General features: G+C 62.8%; 22 protein-coding genes. 13 read left to right on the forward strand and 9 right to left on the reverse strand.

Annotated features, from left to right (window positions below):
• The first annotated feature begins 220 nt into the window (after window positions 1–220).
• The 3 genes from RG540_RS10635 (at window position 221) to RG540_RS10645 (ending at window position 5,089) form a co-directional block, all read left to right on the forward strand.
• Window positions 221–2,704 (forward strand): ATP-dependent helicase, encoded by a 2,484-nt coding sequence (locus tag RG540_RS10635; protein ID WP_038587522.1) that lies wholly within the window; start codon window positions 221–223, stop codon window positions 2,702–2,704.
• 156 nt (window positions 2,705–2,860) lie between these two features.
• Window positions 2,861–3,862 carry a zinc-dependent alcohol dehydrogenase family protein gene (locus tag RG540_RS10640; protein WP_038587525.1) on the forward strand — a complete coding sequence of 334 codons (1,002 nt, stop codon included), beginning with the start codon at window positions 2,861–2,863 and terminating at the stop codon, window positions 3,860–3,862.
• An 81-nt stretch (window positions 3,863–3,943) separates the two neighbouring features.
• Window positions 3,944–5,089 (forward strand): amidohydrolase, encoded by a 1,146-nt coding sequence (locus tag RG540_RS10645; RefSeq protein ID WP_038587528.1) that lies wholly within the window; start codon window positions 3,944–3,946, stop codon window positions 5,087–5,089.
• 27 nt (window positions 5,090–5,116) lie between these two features.
• Here RG540_RS10645 and RG540_RS33005 read toward each other — a convergent pair whose 3' ends face one another.
• On the reverse strand, window positions 5,117–6,487 hold the full coding sequence (locus RG540_RS33005; protein ID WP_051909341.1) for a DUF2778 domain-containing protein: 1,371 nt from the start codon (window positions 6,485–6,487) through the stop codon (window positions 5,117–5,119).
• A 765-nt stretch (window positions 6,488–7,252) separates the two neighbouring features.
• On the opposite strand from RG540_RS33005, the gene pncA reads away from it, so the two are divergent.
• The 3 genes from pncA to RG540_RS10665 all read left to right on the forward strand — a co-directional run bounded on the left by pncA (window position 7,253) and on the right by RG540_RS10665 (window position 9,034).
• Complete coding sequence (gene pncA, locus RG540_RS10655; protein ID WP_038587531.1) at window positions 7,253–7,879, forward strand: bifunctional nicotinamidase/pyrazinamidase; 627 nt, start codon at window positions 7,253–7,255, stop codon at window positions 7,877–7,879.
• Window positions 7,880–7,998: 119 nt separating this feature from the next.
• The gene (locus RG540_RS10660; RefSeq protein ID WP_038587533.1) at window positions 7,999–8,718 is read left to right on the forward strand and encodes an AzlC family ABC transporter permease; all 720 of its coding nucleotides are present in this window, start codon (window positions 7,999–8,001) and stop codon (window positions 8,716–8,718) included.
• A 1-nt stretch (window position 8,719) separates the two neighbouring features.
• Window positions 8,720–9,034, forward strand: a complete 315-nt coding sequence (locus tag RG540_RS10665; protein ID WP_038587536.1) for an AzlD family protein — start codon at window positions 8,720–8,722, stop codon at window positions 9,032–9,034.
• Window positions 9,035–9,049: 15 nt separating this feature from the next.
• On the opposite strand, the gene RG540_RS10670 is transcribed toward RG540_RS10665, so the two are convergent.
• Entirely contained in the window at window positions 9,050–10,882 is a 1,833-nt protein-coding gene (locus RG540_RS10670) for an aminopeptidase P family protein (protein WP_038587539.1), read from the reverse strand.
• Window positions 10,883–11,138: 256 nt separating this feature from the next.
• Between RG540_RS10670 and RG540_RS32840 the strand changes: the two genes are divergently transcribed.
• On the forward strand, window positions 11,139–11,312 hold the full coding sequence (locus RG540_RS32840) for a hypothetical protein (protein WP_038549294.1): 174 nt from the start codon (window positions 11,139–11,141) through the stop codon (window positions 11,310–11,312).
• Between the two features lie 210 nt (window positions 11,313–11,522).
• On the opposite strand, the gene RG540_RS10680 is transcribed toward RG540_RS32840, so the two are convergent.
• The 3 genes from RG540_RS10680 to RG540_RS32360 all read right to left on the reverse strand — a co-directional run bounded on the left by RG540_RS10680 (window position 11,523) and on the right by RG540_RS32360 (window position 13,355).
• Window positions 11,523–12,401: a 50S ribosomal protein L11 methyltransferase gene (locus RG540_RS10680; protein WP_038587542.1), complete on the reverse strand. Its 879-nt coding sequence runs from the start codon at window positions 12,399–12,401 to the stop codon at window positions 11,523–11,525.
• Window positions 12,402–12,479: 78 nt separating this feature from the next.
• Window positions 12,480–13,079, reverse strand: coding sequence for an SCO family protein (locus tag RG540_RS10685; protein ID WP_038587545.1), 600 nt, complete (start codon window positions 13,077–13,079; stop codon window positions 12,480–12,482).
• 120 nt (window positions 13,080–13,199) lie between these two features.
• Window positions 13,200–13,355, reverse strand: a complete 156-nt coding sequence (locus RG540_RS32360) for a hypothetical protein (protein WP_155414634.1) — start codon at window positions 13,353–13,355, stop codon at window positions 13,200–13,202.
• Between the two features lie 274 nt (window positions 13,356–13,629).
• Here RG540_RS32360 and RG540_RS10690 point away from each other — a divergent pair, with 274 nt between their 5' ends.
• The 5 genes from RG540_RS10690 to RG540_RS10710 all read left to right on the forward strand — a co-directional run bounded on the left by RG540_RS10690 (window position 13,630) and on the right by RG540_RS10710 (window position 18,953).
• Window positions 13,630–15,594 carry a methyl-accepting chemotaxis protein gene (locus tag RG540_RS10690; protein WP_038593519.1) on the forward strand — a complete coding sequence of 655 codons (1,965 nt, stop codon included), beginning with the start codon at window positions 13,630–13,632 and terminating at the stop codon, window positions 15,592–15,594.
• A gap of 1 nt (window position 15,595) precedes the next feature.
• A complete protein-coding gene (locus tag RG540_RS10695) occupies window positions 15,596–16,063 on the forward strand; it encodes a chemotaxis protein CheW (RefSeq protein ID WP_007770391.1) in 468 nt (155 codons plus the stop codon).
• 205 nt (window positions 16,064–16,268) lie between these two features.
• Entirely contained in the window at window positions 16,269–16,592 is a 324-nt protein-coding gene (locus RG540_RS10700; RefSeq protein ID WP_038587548.1) for a hypothetical protein, read from the forward strand.
• Between the two features lie 223 nt (window positions 16,593–16,815).
• Window positions 16,816–17,145: a hypothetical protein gene (locus tag RG540_RS10705; protein WP_038587551.1), complete on the forward strand. Its 330-nt coding sequence runs from the start codon at window positions 16,816–16,818 to the stop codon at window positions 17,143–17,145.
• Between the two features lie 149 nt (window positions 17,146–17,294).
• Window positions 17,295–18,953 (forward strand): FAD-binding dehydrogenase, encoded by a 1,659-nt coding sequence (locus RG540_RS10710; protein WP_038587554.1) that lies wholly within the window; start codon window positions 17,295–17,297, stop codon window positions 18,951–18,953.
• Window positions 18,954–18,970: 17 nt separating this feature from the next.
• On the opposite strand, the gene RG540_RS10715 is transcribed toward RG540_RS10710, so the two are convergent.
• A complete protein-coding gene (locus RG540_RS10715; protein ID WP_038587557.1) occupies window positions 18,971–19,468 on the reverse strand; it encodes a CreA family protein in 498 nt (165 codons plus the stop codon).
• Window positions 19,469–19,560: 92 nt separating this feature from the next.
• Window positions 19,561–20,151 (reverse strand): 3'-5' exonuclease, encoded by a 591-nt coding sequence (locus RG540_RS10720; protein WP_038587560.1) that lies wholly within the window; start codon window positions 20,149–20,151, stop codon window positions 19,561–19,563.
• 275 nt (window positions 20,152–20,426) lie between these two features.
• Between RG540_RS10720 and RG540_RS10725 the strand changes: the two genes are divergently transcribed.
• On the forward strand, window positions 20,427–20,966 hold the full coding sequence (locus RG540_RS10725) for a GNAT family N-acetyltransferase (RefSeq protein ID WP_038587563.1): 540 nt from the start codon (window positions 20,427–20,429) through the stop codon (window positions 20,964–20,966).
• Between the two features lie 23 nt (window positions 20,967–20,989).
• Here RG540_RS10725 and ligA read toward each other — a convergent pair whose 3' ends face one another.
• Both ligA and recN read right to left on the reverse strand, forming a co-directional pair.
• Entirely contained in the window at window positions 20,990–23,146 is a 2,157-nt protein-coding gene (gene ligA, locus RG540_RS10730; RefSeq protein ID WP_038587566.1) for an NAD-dependent DNA ligase LigA, read from the reverse strand.
• Window positions 23,147–23,235: 89 nt separating this feature from the next.
• Window positions 23,236–24,909 (reverse strand): DNA repair protein RecN, encoded by a 1,674-nt coding sequence (gene recN, locus RG540_RS10735; protein ID WP_038587568.1) that lies wholly within the window; start codon window positions 24,907–24,909, stop codon window positions 23,236–23,238.
• Between the last annotated feature and the right edge of the window lie 2 nt (window positions 24,910–24,911).

Raw genomic sequence — 24,911 nt, forward strand, 5'->3', positions numbered from 1 at the left:
CGCAATGGGTCTTCGGCAACCTTACAAAAATGTAACCTCGCGAAATCTCACGGGTATGTTAGACGGCAAGCATACTTATACTCCTAATACTCCTAAAATTGCCGCTTTCGCAGAGCGCAACCGGCAGCCTCTTCACACTTTAGCCTTGCCTTGTGTGGAGACTAGGAATGAAAGCAGAACATTTTCTGGTCTTTCAGGTCCGAATCACTACATTGGCCGCATGACGAACAGTTTCGACGACATTCCGTTCTTCGACGAAGAACCGCAGCACCCGCAGGCGCCGCGCAACAAGGCCCCCGCTCCGGCACAGGCCGCGGGCAATGGCGGCCTCGGGATCGCTGCCCGCGCCATGGCGGCGCGCGACCAGCACCGTGCGCCCGATTATCTCGCAGGCCTCAACCCCGAGCAGCGGCTGGCGGTCGAGACGCTGAATGGACCGGTTCTCGTGCTCGCGGGCGCGGGCACGGGCAAGACGCGGGTGCTGACCACCCGCATCGCCCATATCCTTGCAACCGGCAGCGCCTACCCATCACAAATTCTTGCGGTGACCTTTACCAACAAGGCTGCCCGAGAAATGAAGGAACGCGTCGGCGTACTCGTCGGCGGCGCCGTCGAGGGCATGCCGTGGATGGGCACCTTCCACTCGATCGGCGTGAAACTGCTGCGCCGCCATGCGGAACTGGCTGGCCTTCGCTCCGACTTCACCATTCTCGACACCGACGACGTGGTGCGGCTGATCAAGCAGCTAATCCAGGCCGAGGGGCTCGACGACAAACGCTGGCCGGCAAAACAGTTCGCCGGCATGGTCGATACCTGGAAGAACAAGGGCCTGACCCCGCCGGATATCGCCGAAGGTGACGCCCGCGCGTTTGCCAACGGCAAGGGCCGCGAACTCTATGCCGCCTACCAAGCGCGGCTGCGCACGCTGAACGCCTGCGATTTCGGCGATCTTCTGCTGCACCCGATCGCAATCTTCCGCAAGAACCCGGATCTGCTCAAGGAATATCACGGCAAGTTCCGCTATATTCTGGTCGACGAGTACCAGGACACCAACACTGCCCAGTACATGTGGCTGCGGCTGCTTGCGCAGCGGCCGAAGGACATTCCCCAGAACGTCTGCTGCGTCGGCGACGACGACCAGTCGATCTATGGCTGGCGCGGCGCCGAAGTCGACAACATCCTGCGCTTCGAGAAGGATTTTCCCGGGGCCAAGGTGATCAAGCTGGAGCGCAACTACCGCTCGACGGAACACATCCTCGGCGCCGCCGGCCATCTGATCGCCCATAACGAGGGCCGGCTCGGCAAGACCCTGTTCACCGACCGCTCCGACCCGGACGACGAAAAGGTGGTGGTGCATGCCGCCTGGGATTCGGAAGAGGAAGCGCGCGCCGTCGGCGAGGAGATCGAAAACCTCCAGCGGGGCAAGCACAAGCTCAACGACATGGCGATCCTGGTGCGCGCCTCGTTCCAGATGCGCGAATTCGAAGACCGGTTCGTGACATTAGGCCTCAACTACCGGGTCATCGGCGGCCCGCGCTTCTACGAGCGGCTCGAGATCCGCGATGCCATGGCCTATTTCCGCATGGTCTGCCAGCCCTCCGACGACCTCGCCTTCGAGCGGATCATCAACACCCCGAAACGCGGCCTCGGCGACACCACCGTGCGCTACCTGCACGACTATGCCCGCGCCCGCGACATCCCCATGCTGCAGGCAGCCGCCGACCTCATCGAGACCGACGAGATGAAGCCGAAGGCGCGCAAGGCGCTGTTCGACGTGGTGACCGATTTCCGCCGCTGGCAGGGCCTGCTCGAAAACATGGCTCACACCACGCTTGCCGAGCAGATCCTCGACGAGAGCGGCTATACCGCCATGTGGCAGAACGACAAATCGGCCGAAGCGCCGGGACGGCTGGAAAACCTCAAGGAACTCGTGCGCTCCATGGAAGCCTTCGAGAGCATGCGCGGCTTCCTCGAACACGTCTCGCTGGTCATGGATGCCGAGAACAACGAAAACCTCGATGCCGTCTCGATCATGACGCTGCATTCGGCCAAGGGCCTCGAATTCGACACCGTCTTCCTGCCCGGCTGGGAGGAAGGCCTGTTTCCCCACCAGCGGGCGCTGGACGAGGGCGGCCGCTCAGGCTTGGAGGAGGAACGCCGCCTCGCCTATGTCGGCCTGACGCGCGCAAAGCACCGCTGCCACATCTGGTTCGTCTCGAACCGCCGCATCCACGGCCTGTGGCAATCGACCATGCCGTCGCGCTTCCTCGACGAACTACCGGCAGCCCATGTGGACGTCGCCGCCTCGGACAGCAATTACGGCGGTTATGGCGGCCGCGGCGGCTATGGCCAGTCGCGCTTCGACAAGGCCGAGCCCTTCGCCAACAATTATTCCACACCCGGCTGGAAACGCGCCCAGGCCAACAAGACCGACGCCACCCGCGACAACTGGGGCACCCGCTCCGGCCACGCCGTGGAACGCATCGGCTACGGCGAAAGCGGCCCGCGCACCCGGACCATCGACGGCGAACTGGTGGCCAAGTCAGTGGCCAACACGCCCTCGCAATTCTCGGTCGGGGATAGGGTCTTTCACGTTAAGTTCGGGAACGGCAATATTTCGGCGATCGAGGGCAATAAGCTGACGATCGAATTCGACCGGGCCGGGCAGAAGCGGGTGCTGGATGGGTTTGTGGAACGGGTGTGAGGCGTTTAGGCCCTAGCACAAACCAATATTAAAAGTGGCACAGTGGAGTTCGATCACGCGGAACGGAGGACGTCGCCCCTGGCATCACGCTTGTCAGCCTCCCTGATTCTCTTTAGTTGAATCCGACAGTTTTCGCGGATTTAAGGGGAGGAATTCTTGAAAGCCATCGTCACTGCACCGGGCGGATTGGATGCCCTGAAGCTCGTCGATCTGCCGGATCCGGGAAAGCCGGGCCGGGGCGAAATCCGGGTGGCGCTGCATGCGAGTTCGATCAATTTCCATGACCTGAGCGTCGCAAGCGGCCGCACGCCGACCGATGGGCGGGTGCTGATGGCCGATGGCGCCGGCGTGGTCGAGGAAGTCGGCGAAGGGGTGAGCGAGTTCAGGCCGGGCGACCATGTGGTCTCCTGCTTCTTTCCGGACTGGCAGGACGGTCCGCCGCTGCCGGGCGGTTTTTCGCGCACGCCGGGCGATGGCATCGACGGGTTCGCGACGGAATATGTGGTGCGGCCGGCGGCGGCCTTCACGCTGTCGCCAAAAGGGTTCAGCCATGTGGAGGCGGCGACGATCACCACGGCCGGCCTCACCGCCTGGCGGGCGCTGGCGGAGCTTGGGCGACTGAAGCCCGGCGAGACGGTGCTGGCGCTCGGCACGGGCGGCGTGTCGATCTATGCGCTGCAGATCGCGAGAGCCATGGGCGCGCGGGTGGCGATCACCTCCTCCTCGAACGACAAGCTGGAGCGTGCCAGAAAACTCGGGGCCGAATTTACGGTCAACTACAAGGACCAAGCCGACTGGGGCAAGCAGGTCTTCGACTGGACCGGCGGCCGCGGCGTCGACCATGTGGTGGAAGTCGGCGGCCCCGCGACGCTCGGACAGTCCATCCAGGCGGTGAAGATGGGCGGCCATATCGCCATGATCGGCGTACTGACCGGGGCGCGCGGCGAAGTGCCGACCGCGGCGCTGATGGGCAAGCAGGCGGTTCTGTCCGGCATTCTGGTCGGTAGCCGCCGGCAGCAGCAGGATTTCGTCCGGGCGCTCGATACGGGCCTCGTCCGGCCGGTGATCGACCGGGTGTTCCCGCTCGAAAAACTCGCCGACGCCTTCCGATACGAGATGAGCGGCAGCCATTTCGGCAAGATCGGCATCGCGTGGTGATCGGTCGGGCAGAGGTTCTGCTTGCGGAGAACCCCTGCTCCGGTTACCTCGGGTCAAACCCGGCAATCAGGGAGCGGCCCCATGTTTCTCACCAATCAGGACGTCATCGAGCTCACCGCATGGCGGCGCAAGCTGCATGCCATGCCGGAGATTTCCAGCGAGGAGATCGCGACGGCGGCAGAGGTGCAAGGGTTCCTGGCTGACACGAAGCCGGATCGGGTTGTGTCGGGCCTCGGCGGCACGGGCGTCGCGGTTATCTATGACAGCGGCCTTCCCGGCCCGACCGTTCTGTTCCGCGCCGAGCTGGACGCGCTGCCGATCGAGGAGATCGGCACGCCGGACCATCGTTCGAAAATCCCCGGCAAGGGCCATATGTGCGGCCACGACGGTCACATGACCATGCTTGCGGCGCTGGGGCGGCAGTTCGGCCGGGAAAGGCCGAAACGCGGCCGCGTCATCCTGCTCTTCCAGCCGGCCGAGGAGACAGGCGCCGGCGCGGCGGCCGTCATCGCCGACGAAAAATTCCAGCAACTGGCGCCGGATTATAGTTTTTCCCTGCACAACATGCCGGGCCTACCGCTCGGCCATGCCTGGCTGAAGGACGGCATCGTCAACTGCGCCTCGCGTGGCCTGAAGATCGTGCTGTCCGGCCGCACCGCGCATGCCTCCATGCCGGAGACCGGCATTTCGCCGGTGCCGGCGGTGGCAGCGCTGATGCCGGCGCTGACGGCTCTGAGCCAGGGCTCGATCGCAACCGGCGACATGGTGCTGGCCACGTTGACGCATGCCTCGGTCGGCGAACCGGCCTTCGGGATTGCGCCCGGCCATGCCGAAGTCTGGGTAACGTTGCGCACCATGACCGATGGCCAGATGCAGGCGTTGACGACCAAGGCCGAGCACCTAGTCCGCGAGGTCGCAGCCGCCGGCGGTCTCGGATACGCGATGGACTATCACGACATCTTCGGCCATTGCGAAAACCATGCGGAAGCTGCCGCCCTGCTGCGCGCGGCGATGGAAGCCGAAGGCATCTCGCACGAGGCGGGAGAAACGATGCGCGGCTCGGAGGATTTCGGCCGGTTCGCAACCGTGTCGAAATCGGCGATGTTCTTCCTCGGTGCCGGCGAAAACATGCCGAACCTGCACAATCCGAACTATGATTTTCCCGACGATCTGATCCCGATCGGCACGAAAATCTTCATGCGCTTGGCGAGGGATATTCTCGGCTGAAGTTGGGCCGGAGGAGACGACGCCCGATCAGGCGTCGTTGTTGCCGAACAGCTTGGCCACGAAGCCGCCATTGGTGCCGCGGCCGGGGCGCTTGCCGTCCCACTTGGGTACGATCACCATATGGGTGATATCGCCACGCTGGAAGGCTTTCAGGAACGCGTTGTAGTCGGCAAAGGCGACGCAGCCATGCGAGTCGCCGCGCACCCGGAGCAGAAAGCTGTGGGCGAGCAGGCCGGTGCGGCCCTGCGGCGCCCTGCCGTCGACCGGCGTCAGGCGGATCGCGGCAACGCCGTGGAACAGCGTTTCGCGCATCGACAGCTTATAGGTGCCCGGCGGCGTCGGACCACGCATCGTCACATGCGTAAAGTTCGGGTTGTCGCGCATTTTGCCGATGCCGGAATGGGCTTCGAGCTTCGAGCCGTTCGGCATATAGACCATGCCGCCGGAGATATCGTAGACGGCCACTTTCGTACCGATTCCGGGCCAGGCCGGCGCGGATTGCGAGGGACGGGTCGGCTCCTCGCGCATCGGATTGTCGGGCTTGGCAAAGGCGAGCGCGGTCGGCTTGTCGTCGCCGTCAGCCGCCCTGGAGGGCTTTTGCGGCGCGACCGCGGCGATGGCAGCAAGCGCTGCCGGCTTGGCGGGCTTGTCAGAGGCAGATCCCGGGCGGATCACGGGCAGCGGGCCGGCCTTCGGCAGGGCGTAGGAAGGTGCCGCCGGCACGGCTTCCTCGACCACCGCGACTTCGCTTTCGTCGGAGCCGTCGTCCGCGTCTTCGTCAAGCGCCGCCATCTCGACAGGCTTCATGTCCTTAAGCCCGGCAACGGTGGTGACCGTCTCGGCATCCTGGATCATATCCGGCAAGGTTGCGCCGGCGCGCGGCGCCACGACGACGAGGTTTTCCATCGCAGGCGCGAGCACGGCGCGGATGGCGTTGGCATCCGGGCGGATCTTTTCGAGAGCGGCAAACTGCTGTTCGTGTTCCTGATGCCGTGCGGCCTTCGCCATCGCGACATTGAGCGTCTGCTTGACGGCCGAAATATCCGGCTTGCGGGCCTCGAGAGCCGCTACATCGGCGCCAGCCAGACGCTTGCCCTTCGGATCGGCGGGCGCGCTGCCGGGCAGGCGGGAGAATTTCGAGACGTCGATTTCTCGCTCACGCGAAACGGCGGCGGGAGCCGCAAGGGCGATCGGTCTTGTCAGTGCCGTTTCGAACTTGACGTCGGAAGCCGACTTCACCGCGGTCGCCATGGTAACCATCGACGCACCCATCAGGGCTGCGACCGTCAGGCCGAAACCGACCGTGACATTGACCAGGAGAGAGCGGGATTTCTTGCGGCGTTGCGGAACTTTGCCTGCCTGCCTGCCATTCACCGACGTCTGGACCGAACGCGCCATCACTCGTTACCCGAACCGTTACTCACACGGGCAGGCATCGCTTCCGCGAGACTGCCGAAACAACCCCGACGAGCATTGAGCAAGAAGAAAACCTGCTCAATGCCGCCAATCGACTGCATGTGAGGATGAACGATTATGGTAACCAATGTCTTTACGTCGCCCCGATTTGGTTTCGGTGGTGCACATAAAAGCGCATGCCGTCGGAAGTTTAACCGAAATGCGGCAACAGGGTGTCCCCCTCGGCGCGCTTTAAGGCAGGTCAAGCCAACGACCGTTGCTGTTTAGCCACAAAATCTCATTCTTTCAAGGCTTATCACAATTTTTATACCATTTCTCTTTCTGCCCTCCGCCGGCCCTCGGACACATATTCGACCAGCAGGGTCTTGGCAGTGTCCATGACTGCCCGCACCCGAGGTGTATACCGAAGCCTTTCAGAGAGGTCGGACAGGTCTCCGCAGCATGCGAAATCTTGGGTCGAAAACAGCAGATCCGCTCCTTGTCACCGGTCGCTCCGAACCCGAAAACAGCCCGATCCCGAGCTCGCTTTGAATGCTCGACAGCGTTGTAGAGACTGAGTTCCGCCCGCATCACCATCGCCCTCTCGCGGCGTTTTTCCGCCCTCACAAAACGGCCGGATGACCCTTGATCCCGGGTGGACGGAGGGCGACAGAACCACGCTGACTGCTGCGCTGCAAAACATATCGGCCTTGATCCTGCCCTTCACCCTTGGCATCCTCCAGCCATCCAGGATTCGGAGGACGACCGATGAAAGCGCTGCTCCTGATCGACATCCAGAACGGCTTTTGCCCGGGCGGCAACCTGCCCGTGGCCCACGGCGACGAGATCGTGCCGGTCGCAAACCAGCTGATAGACGGCGGCGGTTACGACGTCATCGTCGCCTCGCAGGACTGGCACCCGGAAAACCATGGCAGCTTTGCCTCACGGCATCCGGGCAAGAAGCCGTTCGACATGGGCGAACTGTCCGGCCAGCCGCAGGTCTTGTGGCCCGACCATTGCGTGCAGGGCACGCCGGATGCGGAATTCCATCCCGACCTCAACATCGATGCCGTCGACTATATCCAGCAGAAGGGCGAGAACCCTGCTGTCGACAGCTATTCCGCCTTCCGCGACAACGACCAGGCCGCAACAACGGGCCTCGCCGGCTATCTCGGAGCCCAGCAGGTGACCGAACTCGATCTTTGCGGGCTCGCAACCGACTATTGCGTGAAATTTTCCGCTCTTGACGCCGTGGAAATGCTGCCGGGCGTAAAAGTGCGCTTCATCGAGGATGCCAGCCGTGGCATCGATCCGGAAGGCGTGAAGAGCGCCATCGCCGAGATGAGAGCAAAAGGCATCGGCATCGTTTCGAGCAAGGACATCCTCGCCGACTGATCGGCGGCATCGAGGGCGCCGGAGCTCCATAGTTCAGCGGAATCGATCGTTCCATCAGCCCAATTGAATTGCGCGAGGTCCCGCAGGGCTCTAAAGCCGGTGCGAAAAGGATTTATCCAATGAATCGCAGCGAATTCAACCTGGGTGTCAGGGGTGGGCTTATCATCGCCCTCTCCTCGGCGCCCTTCGCGGTGCTGTTCGGCGCCGTGGCAAGCGACAACGGCCTCTCGGTCATGGAAGCCGGGCTGATGAGCGCGACAGTCTATGCCGGCGCCAGCCAGCTCGTCGGCATCGAGCTTTTCGGCCACCATGTGGCGCCGTGGCTGATCGTGCTCTCCGTCTTCGCCGTCAATTTTCGCCATATCCTCTATTCGGCGGCGCTGACCCGATACATTACCCATTTCACGCCGGTCCAGAAATTCTTCACCTTCTTCGTGCTGACGGATCCGCAATTCGCGGAAGCCGTGAAGCGCGGCGAAAGCGGCCAGGGCGTCAGCTTCCGATGGTATATCGGCTTCGGCGCTGCGATTTATTTCCCCTGGCTGTTCTTCAGCGTCGTTGGCGCGTTTTTCGGGCGGATGATGGGCGATCCGCGGTCGCTTGCGATCGACGTGCTGCTGCCGGTCTATTTCCTCGGTCTGGTCATCGGCTTCCGCCGCAAGCCGGGCTTTTATCCGGTGGTGGTGGCAAGCGCGCTCGGTTCGGTGCTCGGCTATCATTTCGTCGGCTCGCCCTGGCATGTCAGCATCGGTGCTGCGGTCGGGGTCGTCGTCGCAGCGTTCCTGCCGCTGTCCACCGATTCCGTGCCAGCGAACGCCGCCGCCGAGATGGAGAGCTGACATGAGCGACCTCATCTCGATGGACATGGTTCTGCTGATATTGGCCGCCGCGGTCGCGACCTACCTTACCCGCATCGGCGGGTATGTGCTGATCACCCGGATGAAGACGATCCCGCCGCGCATGGAGCAGGCTCTCAACGCCGTGCCGGCAGCAGTCCTGACCACGCTCGTCGCCCCCGCCTTCTTCAACGGCGGCTGGGACGTCAAGATCGCCATGCTGGCCGCGCTCGTGGTCGGCATCCGGTATCCGGGTCTCTTGCTACTCGGCGCCGGCTGGGCGGCAGCGATGATCTGCCGCCACCTCCTGGGCTTCTGATTAACGGCACCTGCTTCAGGAAAGCGGCTCTGTCGCCTTTACCAGCCAGGTCTTGACCGCCTCGTCGTCGATCAGCGGCAGCAGCTTTTCGCGCACGGCGGCGTGGTAGCCGTTCAGCCAGCCGAGTTCCTCGGCGGTCATTAGGTCAGGCAGCACGAGGCGGCGGTCGATCGGGCACCAGGTCAGCGTCTCGAAGGCGAGCATCGGCTGGTCGCCGCCGTCGATATCCTCGGCCGCCTTCACATAGATCAGGTTCTCGATGCGGATCCCGAAGGAGCGGGGACGATAATAACCAGGCTCGTTGGAGAGGATCATGCCGGGCAGCAGTTCCTGGGTCGCCAGCCGTGAGATCCGCTGCGGTCCCTCATGCACCGAGAGATATGAGCCGACGCCGTGGCCGGTGCCATGTGCATAGTCGCCGCCGGCCTTCCAGAGCGCGATGCGGGCGAGCGGATCGAGATCACAGCCGCGGGTGCCCTTCGGAAACCGCGCCGTGCTGATGCCGATCATGCCCTTCAGCACCAGCGTGAAGAAACGCTTGTGTTCTTCGGGCACCGCGCCGACCGCGACCGTGCGGGTTATGTCGGTCGTGCCGTTGACATATTGCGCGCCCGAATCGACCAGGAAAAGCTCGCCGGCTTCGAGCTTGCGGTTGGTCTCGGTCGTCACCCGGTAGTGGATGACCGCGCCGTGTTCGCCCGCGCCGGAGATCGTATCGAAGGAAATGTCCTTCAGCGGGTTCTGCATGTTTTGGCCGATGCGGGCGCGGGTCGCCTCCAGCGCCTTGACCGCATCGATCTCGGTGATCGTGCCGGGCGCCTGGGCGTCGAGCCAGCAGAGATATTCGACCATCGCCGCGCCATCCTGCAGATGCGCCTTGGCCGAGCCGTCGAGCTCCTCGCGGTTCTTGCAGGCGCGCGGCAGTTTTGCCGGATCGGAAGCCTCGACCACCTCGCCGCCGGCGGCCGTGATCGCTTTGGTGAGCGCCAGCGGCGTCAACTCGGGATCGATCAGGATCTTTGCGCCGTCCGCCGAGAAGGCCGCAAGCCGCGCCAGGAATTCCGAAGGCGGGCGCTGCACGCAAATCTGAGCCAGGTAGGCGGCCTGTTCGATGCCGGTCTTCATCTGATCAAGAAAGATTTCCGCCTTGCCCTCGGCCGGGATGATCGCCCGCGACAGCGGATAGGGCGTGTGCGGCACGTCATCGCCGCGGATGTTGAAGATCCAGGCGACCGATGTCGGGTCGGCGATGACCACCGCGCCCGCCCCCTTCTCCTTCACCTGGCTCGCAATCGCCGCAATCTTCTCGCTCGCCAGGGTGCCGGCATGCTCCTGTTTCTGGATCGACACGGCGCCGAGCGGCTCGGCGGGACGATCGGCCCAGATCGCGTCGAGCGGATTGGCGTCGAGCAGCACCAGCGAACCGCCGATCTCGGCAAGCGCCTTTTCCAGCCGCCGCACTTCCGCGCCCGCATGCAGCCACGGATCGATACCGAGCCGGAAACCTTTGGCGCCGTGGCGCGGCAGCCAGACATGCGGCGGTTCGTTGACGAGATCGCCAGCGGTGAACATCGAGCCGTCCACCTGTTCGGCAAGCTGGGTGACGTAACGTCCATCGACGAAAACGATAGCCTCACGTTGCGTGATGAGCGCCATGCCGGCCGATCCGGTGAAACCGGTGAGCCAGGACAGGCGTTCGGCGGAGGCCGGCACGTATTCGCCCTGGTATTCATCGGCACGGGGAATAAGAAAACCGTCAATGCCGAGATCGGCGAATTTCGCCCTGAGCGCGCTGACGCGATCGCGGCCGAACTGCGGGGCGGACTTCACTTCGAAGGATTGGAACATAGGCTTGAGTTTCCGGGCTGCTTGATTCCGAGAGGCTGCGATCATGTTAGCCGATCTTCGGCAGACATTGCCAGCCGAGCCGGAGATGATCGGCGATTGTGCATCTGCTCAATGCGTTTGGCGCCGACATAGCCTTCATATGCAGCAAACGCATACCACCAATGAGAGAACCCCTCTCACTGTGCGGTGCAGCAATCGCTATATTCACATCATCGAACGGGCGCCGAACAAGGCCCGTATCAAAAGGATCGCTTCCATGGCCAACTCTTTCTTCCGCAATGCCTTCAACCGCATGGTCGAAGCTCGCGAGCGTCAGGTTGCCCGTTACGTCAACGGCGCCCTGCTGGGCCTTGACGACGAAACGCTGAAGGGCCTCGGCACCAGCCGTGAAGAACTGCGCCGCAAGGGCGCCCAGAACTACGTATTCTAAGCTACGTATTCTGATCATTTGGCCGGCGCGGGCTCTCCTCCCTCACCCGCCCCGGCTATCAGGATACGAGGCCCGCTCGAGCATCTCCCTCCTCACGCTCGCGGGTAGATCAGTTTCAGAACTGATCGCAAGGCGGCGCCACCGGTGCCGCCTTTTTGCTGTCCGGCCCCAGAAGTCATGCGAAGAATTCAATACTGCACCGCAAACCAGTCAATCGTGGCGCAGATGGATCGTGACCCAGCCATTACGCCAGATGGTGCGGACGTGGGCGAGACGGACGCCGCTATAGGCGGCCAGCACCTTCCAGCGCTGTGTAGCCAGAATGCCGGAGAGGATCACCGAACCGCCGGGCGCCAGATGTGCCGCGAGCTGCGGCGCCATCTTCATCAGCGGCCGTGCCAGAATGTTGGCGATGATCAGGTCGAACGGTCCTTCCCGACCGAATGCCGGCGAATGGAATCCCGGCGCGGTCTCGAGCCGTATGCCGGTGGCGATGCCGTTTCGGCGGACATTTTCACGGGCCACCCGAACAGCGACTGGGTCTATGTCGGTCGCGAGCACCGGGATATTGGCCAGCTTGCGCACCGCAATCGCCAGCACGCCGCTTCCGGTTCCAAGATCGAGCGCGTTGCGGACGGTCCTTGCGCGCATCACCTCCTCGATCACTTCGAGGCAGCCGGCGGTAGTGCCGTGATGGCCGGTGCCGAAGGCCTGGCCCGCATCGATCTCGATGGCGATATCGTTGACCTTCACCTTGTTGCGGTCGTGCGAGCCGTGGACGATGAACCGCCCTGCCCTCACCGGCTTCAGCCCTTCCAGCGACTTGGCGATCCAGTCGATATCCGGGATGATCTCCCTTTGGATTTCAAGATCGGGAAAAGCTCGGGCAAGGCCCTCGGCGATACGCTCGCGCACCGCCTCCTCGTCATCCGCCAGCATGTAGACGGACGCTTCCCAGATGTCCTTTTTCTCGTCCACCTCGGTGGTGGCGATGGCGAAGTCCTCCTCGCCGAAAACCTCCGACAGGATATCGAGGATCTCGGCCGCACCTTTTTCGGTGGACGTGACGTAAAGGCGGATTTCGCTCAAGGAAGGGTCTCTCAGCTGTTCAAAACGGTGGCGGAGAGGATTGCCACAGAAGCCGTGTCGGCTTCAACGTCAAACGTATCAGCCCTTGATGAGTTTTTCGAGCTTCTTGACCGCGACGTCGGGATTTTCCCCATAGGCGATGGTGCCGGCGAAGCGTCCGCCATTGTCGAGCAGGAAAACCGAGGCGGTGTGGTCCATCGTGTAGTCGCCGTTCGGAGCCTTCTCATCGACCGGGACTTTCTTGAAATAGACCTTGAAACCCTTGGCCATCTCCTCGACCTTGGCCGGCGGACCGGAAATCCCCTTCACCCGGTCGGTGACATTGGACACATATTGACCGAGCAGTTCCGGGCTGTCGCGCTCCGGATCGATGCTGACGAAATAGCCGTTGAGCTTGGTGCCGTCCGGATCGACCTTGTGCAGCCAGCCGTTCAGCTCGAACAGCGTCGTGGGGCACACTTCCGGGCAATGGGTGAAGCCGAAGAACAGCGCCGTCGGCTTGTCCTGGAAGGCCTTTTCGGTGATCGGCTGGCCGTTCTGGGCAACGAGCTCGAACGGCACGCCGAACGGACCTTCTGCCAGCTGCTGTTTCGACCCCGTCACTTCCATCGTCAGCCAGACAAGTACGCCGGCAAGCGCCACGACGGCAACCCAGAGGATGGTGCGAAAGCTTTTCATCGGTATCTCTTCAGCTCAGACCTAATGACGGATCGATAGACCCGAGATGGCAGCGAAGCAATTCAAGAAGCCGTTTTCGAAAGATATCGCGCTGATTTGTCTCAACGAAACGGCGGCCGGTCAGAAACACCAGGAAAGGCCGGTTTCGCCAAGCGTCAGCAGGATGGAAGAGCCGAACCGGAGCCAACCGTAAAAGGCGACACCACCGAACCCGAGCAAGAGCAGGCTTACGGCGGCGATCAGCGGCAGGCGATAAGTCTCGATTGTACTGTTCATAACGTTCAATCTACCACCCTTTCCGGCTTTTCAGAAGGTCGCAACCTTCGAACAAGTTTAGGGTAAGATTAATACCTGTCTGAGATCTTATAAAGGCGAACGTGGTTTACGATTCGTAGCGGCGAATGGGAGTGAGGATGCAACACGCATCGCACTAGGGGCCGCTATGTCGACCGCGAAAAGACATGATGTCGCCGACACCGGTTCGCCCTCAGTTTCCATCTCTATCTGCAGTCTGCCGGACCTGATCCGGCGTGGGAGGAATTTCAACAGCATGACGGCAAAACCCCTTCGCAAGACGCTGTCGGTCAATCACCGGCTCTGGACGCTGGCAGGCTCCGCCTTTGTCGGCATCGGCGCGATGCTGCTTGTCGGCTGGTACGAAGGCAGACAGCTCGACGAAGCGCTGCAGCGCGCGACCGATATCCAGGAGCACGTGGATACGGTCGACGGCATGCGCATTGCCAACCTAGAACTCGTTCTCGCAGCGATGGACACGATCGTCGACCGCGACGACAAACGTGTCGAGCCGAGCCGGCTGAAGGCGATGGCGGACTCTTCCGACAAGCTGAAAAGCTCTGTCGGTAATCTGAAGAAACTCGCGGCTGAAATCAGCAATCCAGGCCTCGTCTCAAATTTCGAGACGGACCTCGCAGCTCTCTCGACGGCGATCCAGGTCGATCTCAGAAAAATGGTCGAAACCGGCGCGCCCGAAGAGGCCTATGACAAGATCGACGACGCCATCGACGGTGCCGGCGAACGGGTTGGCGCAATGCTCGATACGGCTGCCGTCGCGGGCGAGAAACTGGTGCGCAGCCGCGTCCAGGAGGCGAATACGCTTTCCTCGACCTCGCTCTATGTGCAGCTCGGCTGCGGGTTGATCGCATTGGTCGCCATGGCGTTCCTGCAGAGCATTCACGGCGGCGCGATCCGGCGCGGCATCGACGGCGTTCGCGCCAGCATGCAGCGGATCATCGGCGGCGACTACAACACCCCCGTGCCCGGCATAGATCTCGGCGACGAGATTGGCGAAATGGCGCGCGCCACCGACGTCTTCAGACTTGCAGCCGTCGAACGCCAGACCCTGGAGGTCAATCTTGAAGACGAACGCCGCCAGAACGAAACCCGGCGGCAGACGAGCGAGTCCGAACAGAAGGCCGAAGCCGAAGCGCTCCACTTCGCAGTCGATTCGCTTGCAAGCGCCCTCAACCGCCTCTCCGAAGGCGATCTTGCGGCCGCCCTCGATCGGCCCTTCCGTGGTGATCTCGAGCGCCTGCGCGCCGATTTCAACCGGGTCGTCGAGCGTCTGCGCCACGTCATGACCGAGGTCGCCACCAGCTCGAGTTCCATCGGCGCAAACGCGAACCAGATGCGCTCCGCTGCCGACGACCTCGCGAAGCGGACCGAGAAGCAGGCGGCCTCGCTCGAGGAAACATCGGCAGCCCTCGAAGAAATCACGGCGACCGTACGCAACGCCACCAGCCGCGCCGAGGAAGCGACGCAAATGGTGAGCGATGCCAAGGACTATACCGAAAAGTCCTCCGACGTGGTTCGCGATGCCACGGCCGCCATGAGGCGGATCGAGGACGCGACCGCCGAGATCGGCAAGATCATCAACGTCGTCGACGAGATCGCCTTCCAGACCAACCTGCTGGCGCTCAATGCCGGCGTCGAGGCGGCCCGCGCGGGCGAAGCCGGCAAGGGCTTTGCCGTCGTCGCACAGGAAGTGCGCGAACTCGCCGGACGCGCTGCCGGCGCGGCCAAGGATATTAAGGCGCTGGTCACCCGTTCGAACCACGAGGTCAAGACCGGCGTCGATCTGGTGAAGGCGACCGGCGAAGCGCTGACGCGGATCGGCGACGACGTGCTGAAAATCAACGATCACGTTCACGCGATCTTCACCTCTGCGCGCGAACAATCGACCGGACTGACGGAAATCAATATCGCGATCGGCCAGATGGACCAAGCAACGCAACAGAATGCCGCAATGGTGGAGCAGAGCACCGCTGCCAGCCATTCGCTGGCAAGCGATGCCGAAAACCTCAACCAGCTGATCAGCCATTTCCAGATCCGCGGAGGCAATGGCCCGCGCGCCGTCGAGGCTGCGAGCGCTTCCACGCCACCCAAACCATCGCCCGCACTCAACTTGATGAACAAGCTCGCGGGAGCCTTCAGCAACAGCCCCACCTCCGCCAAGCCGAAGGCCGTGGGATCCTCAGACAAATGGGAAGAGTTCTGACATGAGCAATGCCATCAAACAGTCCGGCGCCTACCTCGAAATCGTCTCCTTCCATCTCGGAGACCAGGAATTCTGCATCGACATCATGGCGATCCGCGAAATCCGTGGCTGGGCACCGGTGACCCCGATGCCGCACACCCCGTCCTACGTGCTCGGCCTCATCAACCTGCGCGGCGCGGTGATCCCGGTCATCGACATGGCCTGCCGCCTCGGCATGAAGATGACCGAACCGTCGGAACGTTCCGCGATCATCGTCACCGACATCGCCGGCAAGCTGGTCGGCCTGCTGGTCGAACAGGTCTCCGACATGATGACCATCCGTGGTGAAGACCTGCAGCCGGCTCCGGAAATCATTCCGGAAGCCCAGCGCGCCTTCTGCCGCGGCATCGTCGCGCTTGAAAAGACGATGGTCTGCTTCCTGAACCTGGACACCGTCATCGCCGACGAGCTGGCGCGCGAAGCCGCGTAATTTCGCAGGCGCAAAAAAGTCCGAAACTATGTCCGGGTCTTCCGTCACACGCAAATGTGACGGAAGATTAACGCATTGTAATCATTGCCTATTTGTAACAATTTTAAACGGAACCGGGGAACCGGGTCCACGTTCTCCCGTCGCTAAACGCCCAACCGACGCCTCAAACGCCTCTCGGCTGGTTTACCCAGATAGGAGAACGACCATGAACAAGGCTTTTGCTCTCGCAGTCCTGATGTCCGCAGCCACGATGGGAACCGCCTATGCCCGCGATATGGGCATGACGGCCAAGCCCGCCGGCGATGTCGCCATCGTCTATACCGATCCCGAAATCGACAATAGCGCCAAACGGCTCGACGTGCCTGAGAGCATCATCCATCCAAGCCAGGCAATGGTGCAGAAGGCACAGGCCGAGGTGAAGGCCGACCGTGCGCTGCGAGCCGATCTTCTGAAGCAGAACGTCGAACTCAACAACGTCGTGGCGATCGACACCGCCGCCGATGGCAGCCGGACCGTCTACGTCCGCTGATTCGCCGTTGATGAAACGGGGGCCGGTGTCTTTCCTCCGGACCCCGTTTCGGCGAAAGCCATTCACAATCGCCTCTACGCGGGTGATGGAACCTTAAATCATTGCTGCCTAGAGATGATTTCAGAAAAGCCCGGAACAATCTCCGGGCGTTTCCGGTTCCGTCTATATCTTGGTGCCGAAGAGACACGTGTTCGGCACCTAAGAACCGAGAAAGGAACATGTTATGAAGAAGGCTATTGCTCTCGCAACTCTTATATCCGCTTCCTCAATCGGGGGCGTTTACGCCCAGGACCTCGCCCCGACCACGCCGGCCCCCTCCCCGTCGGACGTCACGGTGGTCTACATCACCGAGGCTACGGATAGCGAATCGTCGAACGACAAGATCCCGCCGACGCTGACGACCCCCAACCCGCAGGCAGCGGAGGCCGCCCAGGCGCAGATCCAAACTGATTCCAACCTGATGGCGGCTCTCGAAGAGAAGAACGTCCAGTTGCAGCATGTGGCGGGCATCGAAACGGCTGCCAATGGCGGCAAGATCGTCTACGTCCGCTAGTCGGCCATTCAACGACGGAAGAACAGGCTCGCTTTGCGGGCCTGTTTTTTTGTGCCGCCACGCCTGAATTGACTCCCGCCACACCGCATGACTGTATTCGCGGTAAGGATGCACATGGTTTGTATCTTCACGCTTTGGGAGGAGCGCGCTTGAGCGACGGAGTTGATGTCATCGTGGTGGGCGCGGGGCTTTCGGGCCCCGTTGCCGCGACCGAGCTTGCAGATGCCGGCCGCTCTGTCGTCATCCTCGACCAGGAACCGGAACAGAACCTCGGCGGCCAGGCCTTCTGGTCGCTCGGCGGGCTGTTCCTAGTCGATTCTCCCGAGCAGCGGCGGATGGGCATCCGCGATTCGCTCGAGCTCGCCTGGCGGGACTGGCTCGGCACCGCCGGTTTCGACCGCGAGGAGGACCATTGGCCACGCCTCTGGGCAGAAGCCTATGTGGCGTTTGCCGCCGGCGAAAAACGCGCATGGCTCAGGCAGATGGGCCACCGCATCTTCCCGGTGGTCGGCTGGGCGGAACGCGGCGGCGGCTCGGCGACTTCGCACGGCAATTCGGTGCCGCGGTTCCACACCACCTGGGGCACCGGCCCCGGCGTCGTCGAACCGTTCGAACGGCGGGCGCGCGAGGCGGAGACGAGCGGAAAGATCCGCTTCCTCTGGCGGCACCGCGTCGACAATCTGGTGAAAACCGGGAAGGCTGTGACCGGCGTTGCCGGCACAATTCTGAAGGCGAGTACGGCGCTGCGTGGCGAAGAAACCTCCAGGACACCGGCCGGTGACTTCGAACTCAATGCGCCGATCGTCATCGTCGCTTCGGGCGGCATCGGCGGCAATCAGGATCTCGTACGGCAGATGTGGCCGGAACGGCTTGGGCGACCGCCGGCCATCATGGTCTCGGGCGTGCCGAAGCACGTGGACGGGCGGATGATCGGCATTGCGCGGTCCGCCGGCGGGCAGGTGATCAACCGCGACCGCATGTGGCACTATACGGAGGGCCTGCGGAACTGGAACCCGATCTGGCAAAACCATGGCATCCGCATCCTGCCCGGCCCTTCCTCGCTGTGGTTCGACGCGACGGGCAATCGCCTGCCCGCCCCTTTTTATCCCGGCTACGATACGCTCGGCACGCTGCAGCACCTGATGGCGACCGGCTACGACTATAGCTGGTTCGTGCTGAACCAGAGCATCATCCGCAAGGAATTCGCGCTGTCCGGATCGGAACAGAACCCCGATCTCACCGGTCGCGACTGGAAGTTGACGGCGAAACGAGCGATCGGCAGGAAGGCGACCGGTCCGGTCGAGGCCTTCAAGGAACACGGCGAGGATTTCGTGATCGCCGAAAACCTTGGCGAACTGGTCGCGGGCATGAACCGGCTTGCCGGCAGCAACCTCCTGGACCTTGCCGATATCGAACGTGAAGTCGTTGCCCGCGACGGACAGGTAGCCAATCCCTTTGCCAAGGACGCGCAGATCATGGGCATCCACAATGCCCGCCGCTCGCTCGGTGAAAAGCTGGTGCGCACGGCAAGACCGCACCGCATTCTCGATCCGGCGCACGGGCCCCTGATCGCGGTGAGGCTGAACATCCTGACGCGCAAGACACTCGGGGGAATCGAAACGGACCTCTCGGCCCGCGTGCTCGGTGAGAACGGAGAAGCGATTCCGGGCCTCTATGCAATCGGCGAAGCCGCCGGCTTCGGCGGTGGCGGCATGCACGGCTATCGGGCGCTGGAAGGCACCTTTCTCGGCGGATGCCTGTTTTCCGGCCGCAACGCCGGCCGGGCGGCTGCGGCCGCCCTCGCCTAAGCCCGGGCCTGAAAAGATTACGGCTTGGGCTTGCCGTTCTTCCAGGCGACGTTCTGGTTATAGAGCGGAATGGTCGAGATCGCCATCTTGGCCGACCCGTCCACCACCTGCCGCGAATGAGCGAGATAGATCAGCGTGTCGTTCGCCTTGTCGTAGATACGCTTGACGAGCAGGTTCTTCCAAATCAGGGAACGGCCCTGCCGGAACACTTCCTCGCCGCCCTTGCCGAGGTCGATCTCGCCAATCTCGATCGGACCGGTCTGGCGGCAGGCAATCGAATTGTTGGAGGGGTCTTCGAACCAGTTGCCGTTCTTAAGCCGGTCTATGATGCCGCGTTCGAAATAGGTGACGTGGCAGGTTACGCCCTTTATCTGCGGATCGGCGACCGCCTCGACGATGATGTCATTGCCGGTCCAGTCGACGCCGACTTCGCCGACCACCTGGGCGGAAGCGGGAAGGGCAAGCACGCCGAGCGAAAAGGCTGTGGCGGATGCAAGGCAGGCAAGGCGGCTCATTGGTTGCGTCATGGGGACTACAGCTCCGGTAAACGATCCGTGATCTGAGATAAGGATTGCCGGGGCGGAAACAAGCGGATGTCCGGGAACTCTTATTTGAGCCGGCAGGTGCAGGGGGCGTAACCGCCGGAAAACAGTCGCCCGACCTTCATGCCGATCATCGCCGGAATGTCACGGACATGCGGCACGGCAAGAGATTTGGCGATCGCGATCGTCGCCCGCGCGCAGACGGCCGCGTCTTCGGCCGCGTTGTGATGCGCGAAGCGAAGGCCGAGATGCTGGGCAAGGACGTTGAGCTTGTGCGAGCCGAGCTGCGGCCAGACCTTCTGCGACATCTTTACGCTGCAGAGATAGGAAAGCTCCGGATAGCTCTGCCGATAGGCATCGAGGCAGGCCCGCCAGACGCTGAAATCGAAGGCGGCGTTATGGGCAATCATCGTCGCGCCGCGAAAATCATCGGCGAACTCGTCCATCACCTCGGGGAACTCGCCGGCATCCTCGACATGCTCCGGCCGGATGCCGTGGATCGCGACGTTGAAGGAGGAAAACCGCATGTCCTTCGGGCGGATCAACCGTTCCTCCACCCGCACTACCTCGTCGCCCTCCAGCCAGGCAAGCCCGACCGAACACGCGCTGCCGCGCTGCTCGTTGGCGGTTTCGAAATCGATGGCGATGGTTTTCAAGGGCGAGTTCCGGATGAGCTTCGGCAGACTTCTACAGGTGGGAATTCGATTCGGCAAAGACGGCCAGCGCTTTCACTCTATTGACGTCTCGGCGCTTGTTTGAGACCTTGGCCACCATGATCCGTTTCGCCGCCCACATGCATCTTACCGTGACCATTCACCCCGCAGGGTGCGTGGCGGTTTTGGCGCGTTAATCGGTCATCCGTCCACCGACCCTGCCGATGGCAGGGTTCGGTACATCCGCTCTGCCTCGGCGAAAACCAAGGAGAGCAAGCATGACAGAGTTCGATATCCCACCACCCTTAGACCCCGATGCGCGATGGCCCGAAGGCCTGTCGATCCGCGCGCGCACGCCGGCGGATGCGCCAGCCATTGCCGCCTTGCATAATATGCCCGGTTATCGTTTTGGCACACTGCGCACGCCGCACCACAGCCCGGAGCAAATCCGCAAGAGCATCGAGAACCAGTCCGCCAATTTCATCTCGCTGGTCGCGGTCCTCAAGGACAGGATCGTCGGCGATGTCGGGATGACCCGCTATGCAAATCGGCGGGGCCATGCCGGAAGTATCGGCATGGGCGTCCACGACGCCTATATTGGCCGCGGGATCGGCCGCGCCCTGATCGGCGAAATCCTCGCCATCGCCGACCGATGGTTGGACCTGAAGCGCGTCGAACTGACCGTCTACACCGACAACGAACCGGCGCTGGCGCTCTACCGGCAATTCGGTTTCGAGGTCGAAGGCCACTTTAAACAATTCGCCTTCCGCGAAGGACGATATGTCGATGCCTATTCGATGGCGCGGCTCAGGACGTGATCTTCATCACCCGATGAAGGCCTTCAAGCAATAAAGGCGAGCCATTCGTCCTCGTCCATCACCTGGACGCCGAGTTCCCTCGCCTTGTCGAGCTTGGAGCCGGCGCCCGGGCCTGCGACCACATAGTCGGTCTTCTTGGAGACCGACCCGGCCACCTTGGCGCCAAGGCTTTCCGCCCTCGCCTTGGCCTCGTCGCGGGTGAATTTTTCGAGCGATCCGGTGAAGACCACCGTCTTGCCGGCGATCGGGCTGTTCGAGGCGACCGGCTGTTCGGCCGCTTGCGGCGTCACCTCTTCGCGAAGCCGGGTAATGACCTCGACATTGCGCGGCTCCTTGAAGAACTCGACGATGGCGCGCGCCATCACCTCGCCGATGCCCTCGATATTGTTGAGATCGTCCCAGGCGTCGCCGGAAAACTCGGTCGCATCGTCCATGGCCTTCGCAAACGCCTCGTAGGTGCCGTAGGCGCGCGCCAGCAGCTTGGCGGTGGTCTCGCCCACGTGGCGGATGCCGAGCGCGTAGATGAAGCGGTGCAGCGCGATCTCGCGCCGCTCGTCGATCGCATCGAACAGTTTCTTGACGCTGACTTTTCCGAAGCCCTCGATATTTTCAAGCTTGGTAAGCGTCGACCCCTCCTGCCGCCGCTTCAGCGTAAAGATATCCGGCGCGGTGCGGATCTTCAGCGCGTCGTCTTCCGCCTCGAAGAAGAAATCGATCTGCTTGGAGCCGAGGCCTTCGATATCGAAGGCGTTGCGCGACACGAAATGTTTGAGGTGCTCGGTCGCCTGCGCACGGCAAACGAAACCGCCGGTGCAGCGGGTGACCGAATCGAGCTTGCCGGTCTTTTCGTTACGCTCGCGCACCGCATGACTGTCGCAGACGGGGCATTTCTTCGGGAATTCGTAAGGCACGGCTTCCGGAGGACGCTTCTCCATCACCACGTCGAGCACCTGCGGGATGACATCCCCTGCCCGCTGGACGATGACGGTGTCGCCGACGCGGATATCGTGATCCGGCTCGCGGATCGGCTCGCCGGAATTGCCGAGCCCCTTGATGTAGTCTTCGTTGTGGAGCGTCGCATTGGTGACGACCACGCCACCGACGGTGACCGGCGTCAGCCGCGCCACCGGCGTCAGCGCGCCGGTGCGGCCGACCTGGATGTCTATCCGCTCGACATGGGTAAAGGCCTGTTCCGCCGGAAATTTATGCGCCGTCGCCCAGCGCGGAGACCGCGAGCGAAAGCCGAGTCGGGCCTGCAGATCGAGCCTATCCACCTTGTAGACGACGCCGTCGATCTCGTAGTCGAGATCCGGGCGCTTGAGGCCGATATCCTTGTAATGCGCGATGATATCCTCGACCGCATGCAGGCGTTTCATCAGCGGGTTGACCGGAAAACCCCATTCCCTGAATTTCTCGACCATGCCCATCTGGGTATCGGCCGGCATTTCTGACATTTCGCCCCAGGCATAGGCGAAGAATTTCAGGTTACGGCTGGCGGTCACCTTGGCGTCGAGCTGGCGCAGCGAGCCGGCGGCCGTATTGCGCGGGTTGACATAGGTCTGCTTGCCTTCCGCCGCCATCTTCTCGTTAAGCGCCAGGAAGTCGCTTTTCGTCATATAGACCTCGCCGCGCACCTCGACGACGTCGGGCACGCCCGCGGGCAGGCGATTGGGGATTTCCTTGATGGTCTTGATGTTCTCGGTGACGTTCTCGCCGGTCGTACCGTCGCCGCGGGTCGCGGCATTCACCAGCCGGCCATTCTCGTAGCGGATCGACATGGAAAGCCCGTCGATCTTCGGCTCGGCGGTAAACGCGATCGAGCCGTCCGGAAGCTGGCCGAGGAAACGGTAGACGGAAGAGACGAAGTCACGGACATCGTCGTCCGAGAACGTGTTGTCGAGCGACAGCATCGGCCGCGAATGGGTGATCGCCGCAAATGTCGGCAAAGGTGCTGCGCCGACCCGGATCGACGGACTGTCGGCGCGGATCAGCTGCGGAAACCGTTTTTCGATCGCATCGTTGCGCCGTTTCAGCCCATCGTAATCTGCATCCGAAATCTGCGGCGCGTCATGGCCATGATAGAGCTCGTCATTGCGGGCAATCTCCGCCGCCAGATAGGCGAGCTCGGCTGCGGCCTGTTCTTCGGTCAGGTTTTCGACGGGCGTTTGTTCGGCGGGCATGCGGGTCTACTCCTCGGGTAGCGAGGAGTCGTTTTGTAGCGCAAAATTTACCGATGGGAAGAGCGGATGGAGGGTCTAGGCGGATGAGCCTAGCCGTTCCCCGCCAGCAGCCGCTTCGCCGCAGCCCTCGCTTCGTCGGTCACCGATGCGCCGGCGAGCATGCGGGCGATCTCTTCGGTGCGGTGTTCCGGCTCCATGGTCGCGACGCGGGTGGCGATCTTGTCGGTGCCCTCGCCGGCCGGTCCCTTGGAGATCAGGAGATGGGTCGCGGCGCGCGCGGCCACCTGCGGTGCGTGAGTGACGGAAAGCACCTGCACCTTGTCCGACAGCCGTTTCAGCCGCTGGCCGATCGCATCGGCGACAGCACCGCCGACACCGGTATCGATTTCGTCGAAGACCAGCGTGGGAGCCGAACCGCGGTCGGCGAGCGCCACCTTGAGCGCCAGAAGGAAACGCGACAGCTCACCGCCGGAGGCGACCTTCATGATCGGGCCGGGACGCGTGCCGGGATTGGTCTGGACGTGGAATTCGACGGTATCGATGCCCTCGGCGCTGGCAGCCTCAGGGTCGCTCGCCACATCGACCATGAAACGGGCCCGTTCGAGCTTCAGCGCCGGCAGCTCGGCCATCACGGCTTCGGCCAGTGCCTCGGCACCATGCCGGCGCTTCTCGGACAGGACGGCGGCGGCCCGATCGTAGGCGGCCTTGGCGGCGGCGGTCAGCTTTTCCAGCTCGGCGAGCTTCTCCTCGCCGGCATCGAGATCGGCAAGGTCCGATATCATCTTTTCGGCAAGCGCTGGCAGGTCGGCGACCGGGATCGAATATTTGCGGCCGGCGGCCCGGAGCGCAAACAGGCGCTCCTCGACCCGCTCCAGTTCGCGCGGATCGAATTCGGTGCGCCTCAGCGCCGCCTCGACTTCCATCTGGGCATTGGAGAGGTAGTTGAGCGCCTGATCGAGAAGCTCGACGGTTTCTTCGAGCAGGCCCGGCGCCTCGTGGCTCTTGCGCTCCAGGCGCCGCACCAGCGAGGCGATCAGCGGCACGGGCGATGCATTGCCATTGAGGAATTCCGAGGCCTCGGAAATGTCGCCGGCGATGCGCTCGGACTTCTGCATTCGCGAACGCTGTTCGGCAAGCTCGTCCTCTTCACCATCACGCGGCGACAGCGCTTCCAGCTCTTCCACCGAGGCACGGATATAATCGGCTTCGCGGGCCGCGGCCTCGACCTTGGCGCGATGGGTCTTGAAGGCCCGATCCGCGTCCTTCCAGGAGCGATAAAGACCGGAAAGCTGCAGCACCTCGTCGCTTAAGCCGGTAAAGGCGTCGAGCAGCGTACGGTGCGCGTCGGTATCGATCAGTGCCCGGTCGTCGTGCTGTCCGTGGATCTCGACCAGAAGCTGGCCGGCCTGGCGCATCAGCTGCACGCTGACCGGCTGGTCGTTGATCGAGGCGCGCGTGCGACCATCGGCCGACTGGATGCGGCGGAAGATCAGGTCGCCATCGTCGTCGATGCCGTTGTCGCGCAGGAGTTTTCGGGCGCCGTGGCTGCCGGACACGTCGAAGACGGCCGTCACCTGGCCCTTATCCTCGCCATGACGGACCAGGCCGCCATCGCCACGGCCGCCGAGCGCCAGCGAAAGACTGTCGAGCAGGATCGATTTGCCGGCGCCGGTTTCACCGGTCAGCACCGAAAGGCCGGTCTCGAAGGCAAGATCCAGCCGCTCGATCAGAACGATATCGCGGATCGACAACTGGATCAGCATGT

It is taken from the genome of Neorhizobium galegae bv. orientalis str. HAMBI 540 (assembly GCF_000731315.1).
In the GTDB taxonomy this organism is placed as follows: Bacteria; Pseudomonadota; Alphaproteobacteria; order Rhizobiales; family Rhizobiaceae; genus Neorhizobium; species Neorhizobium galegae.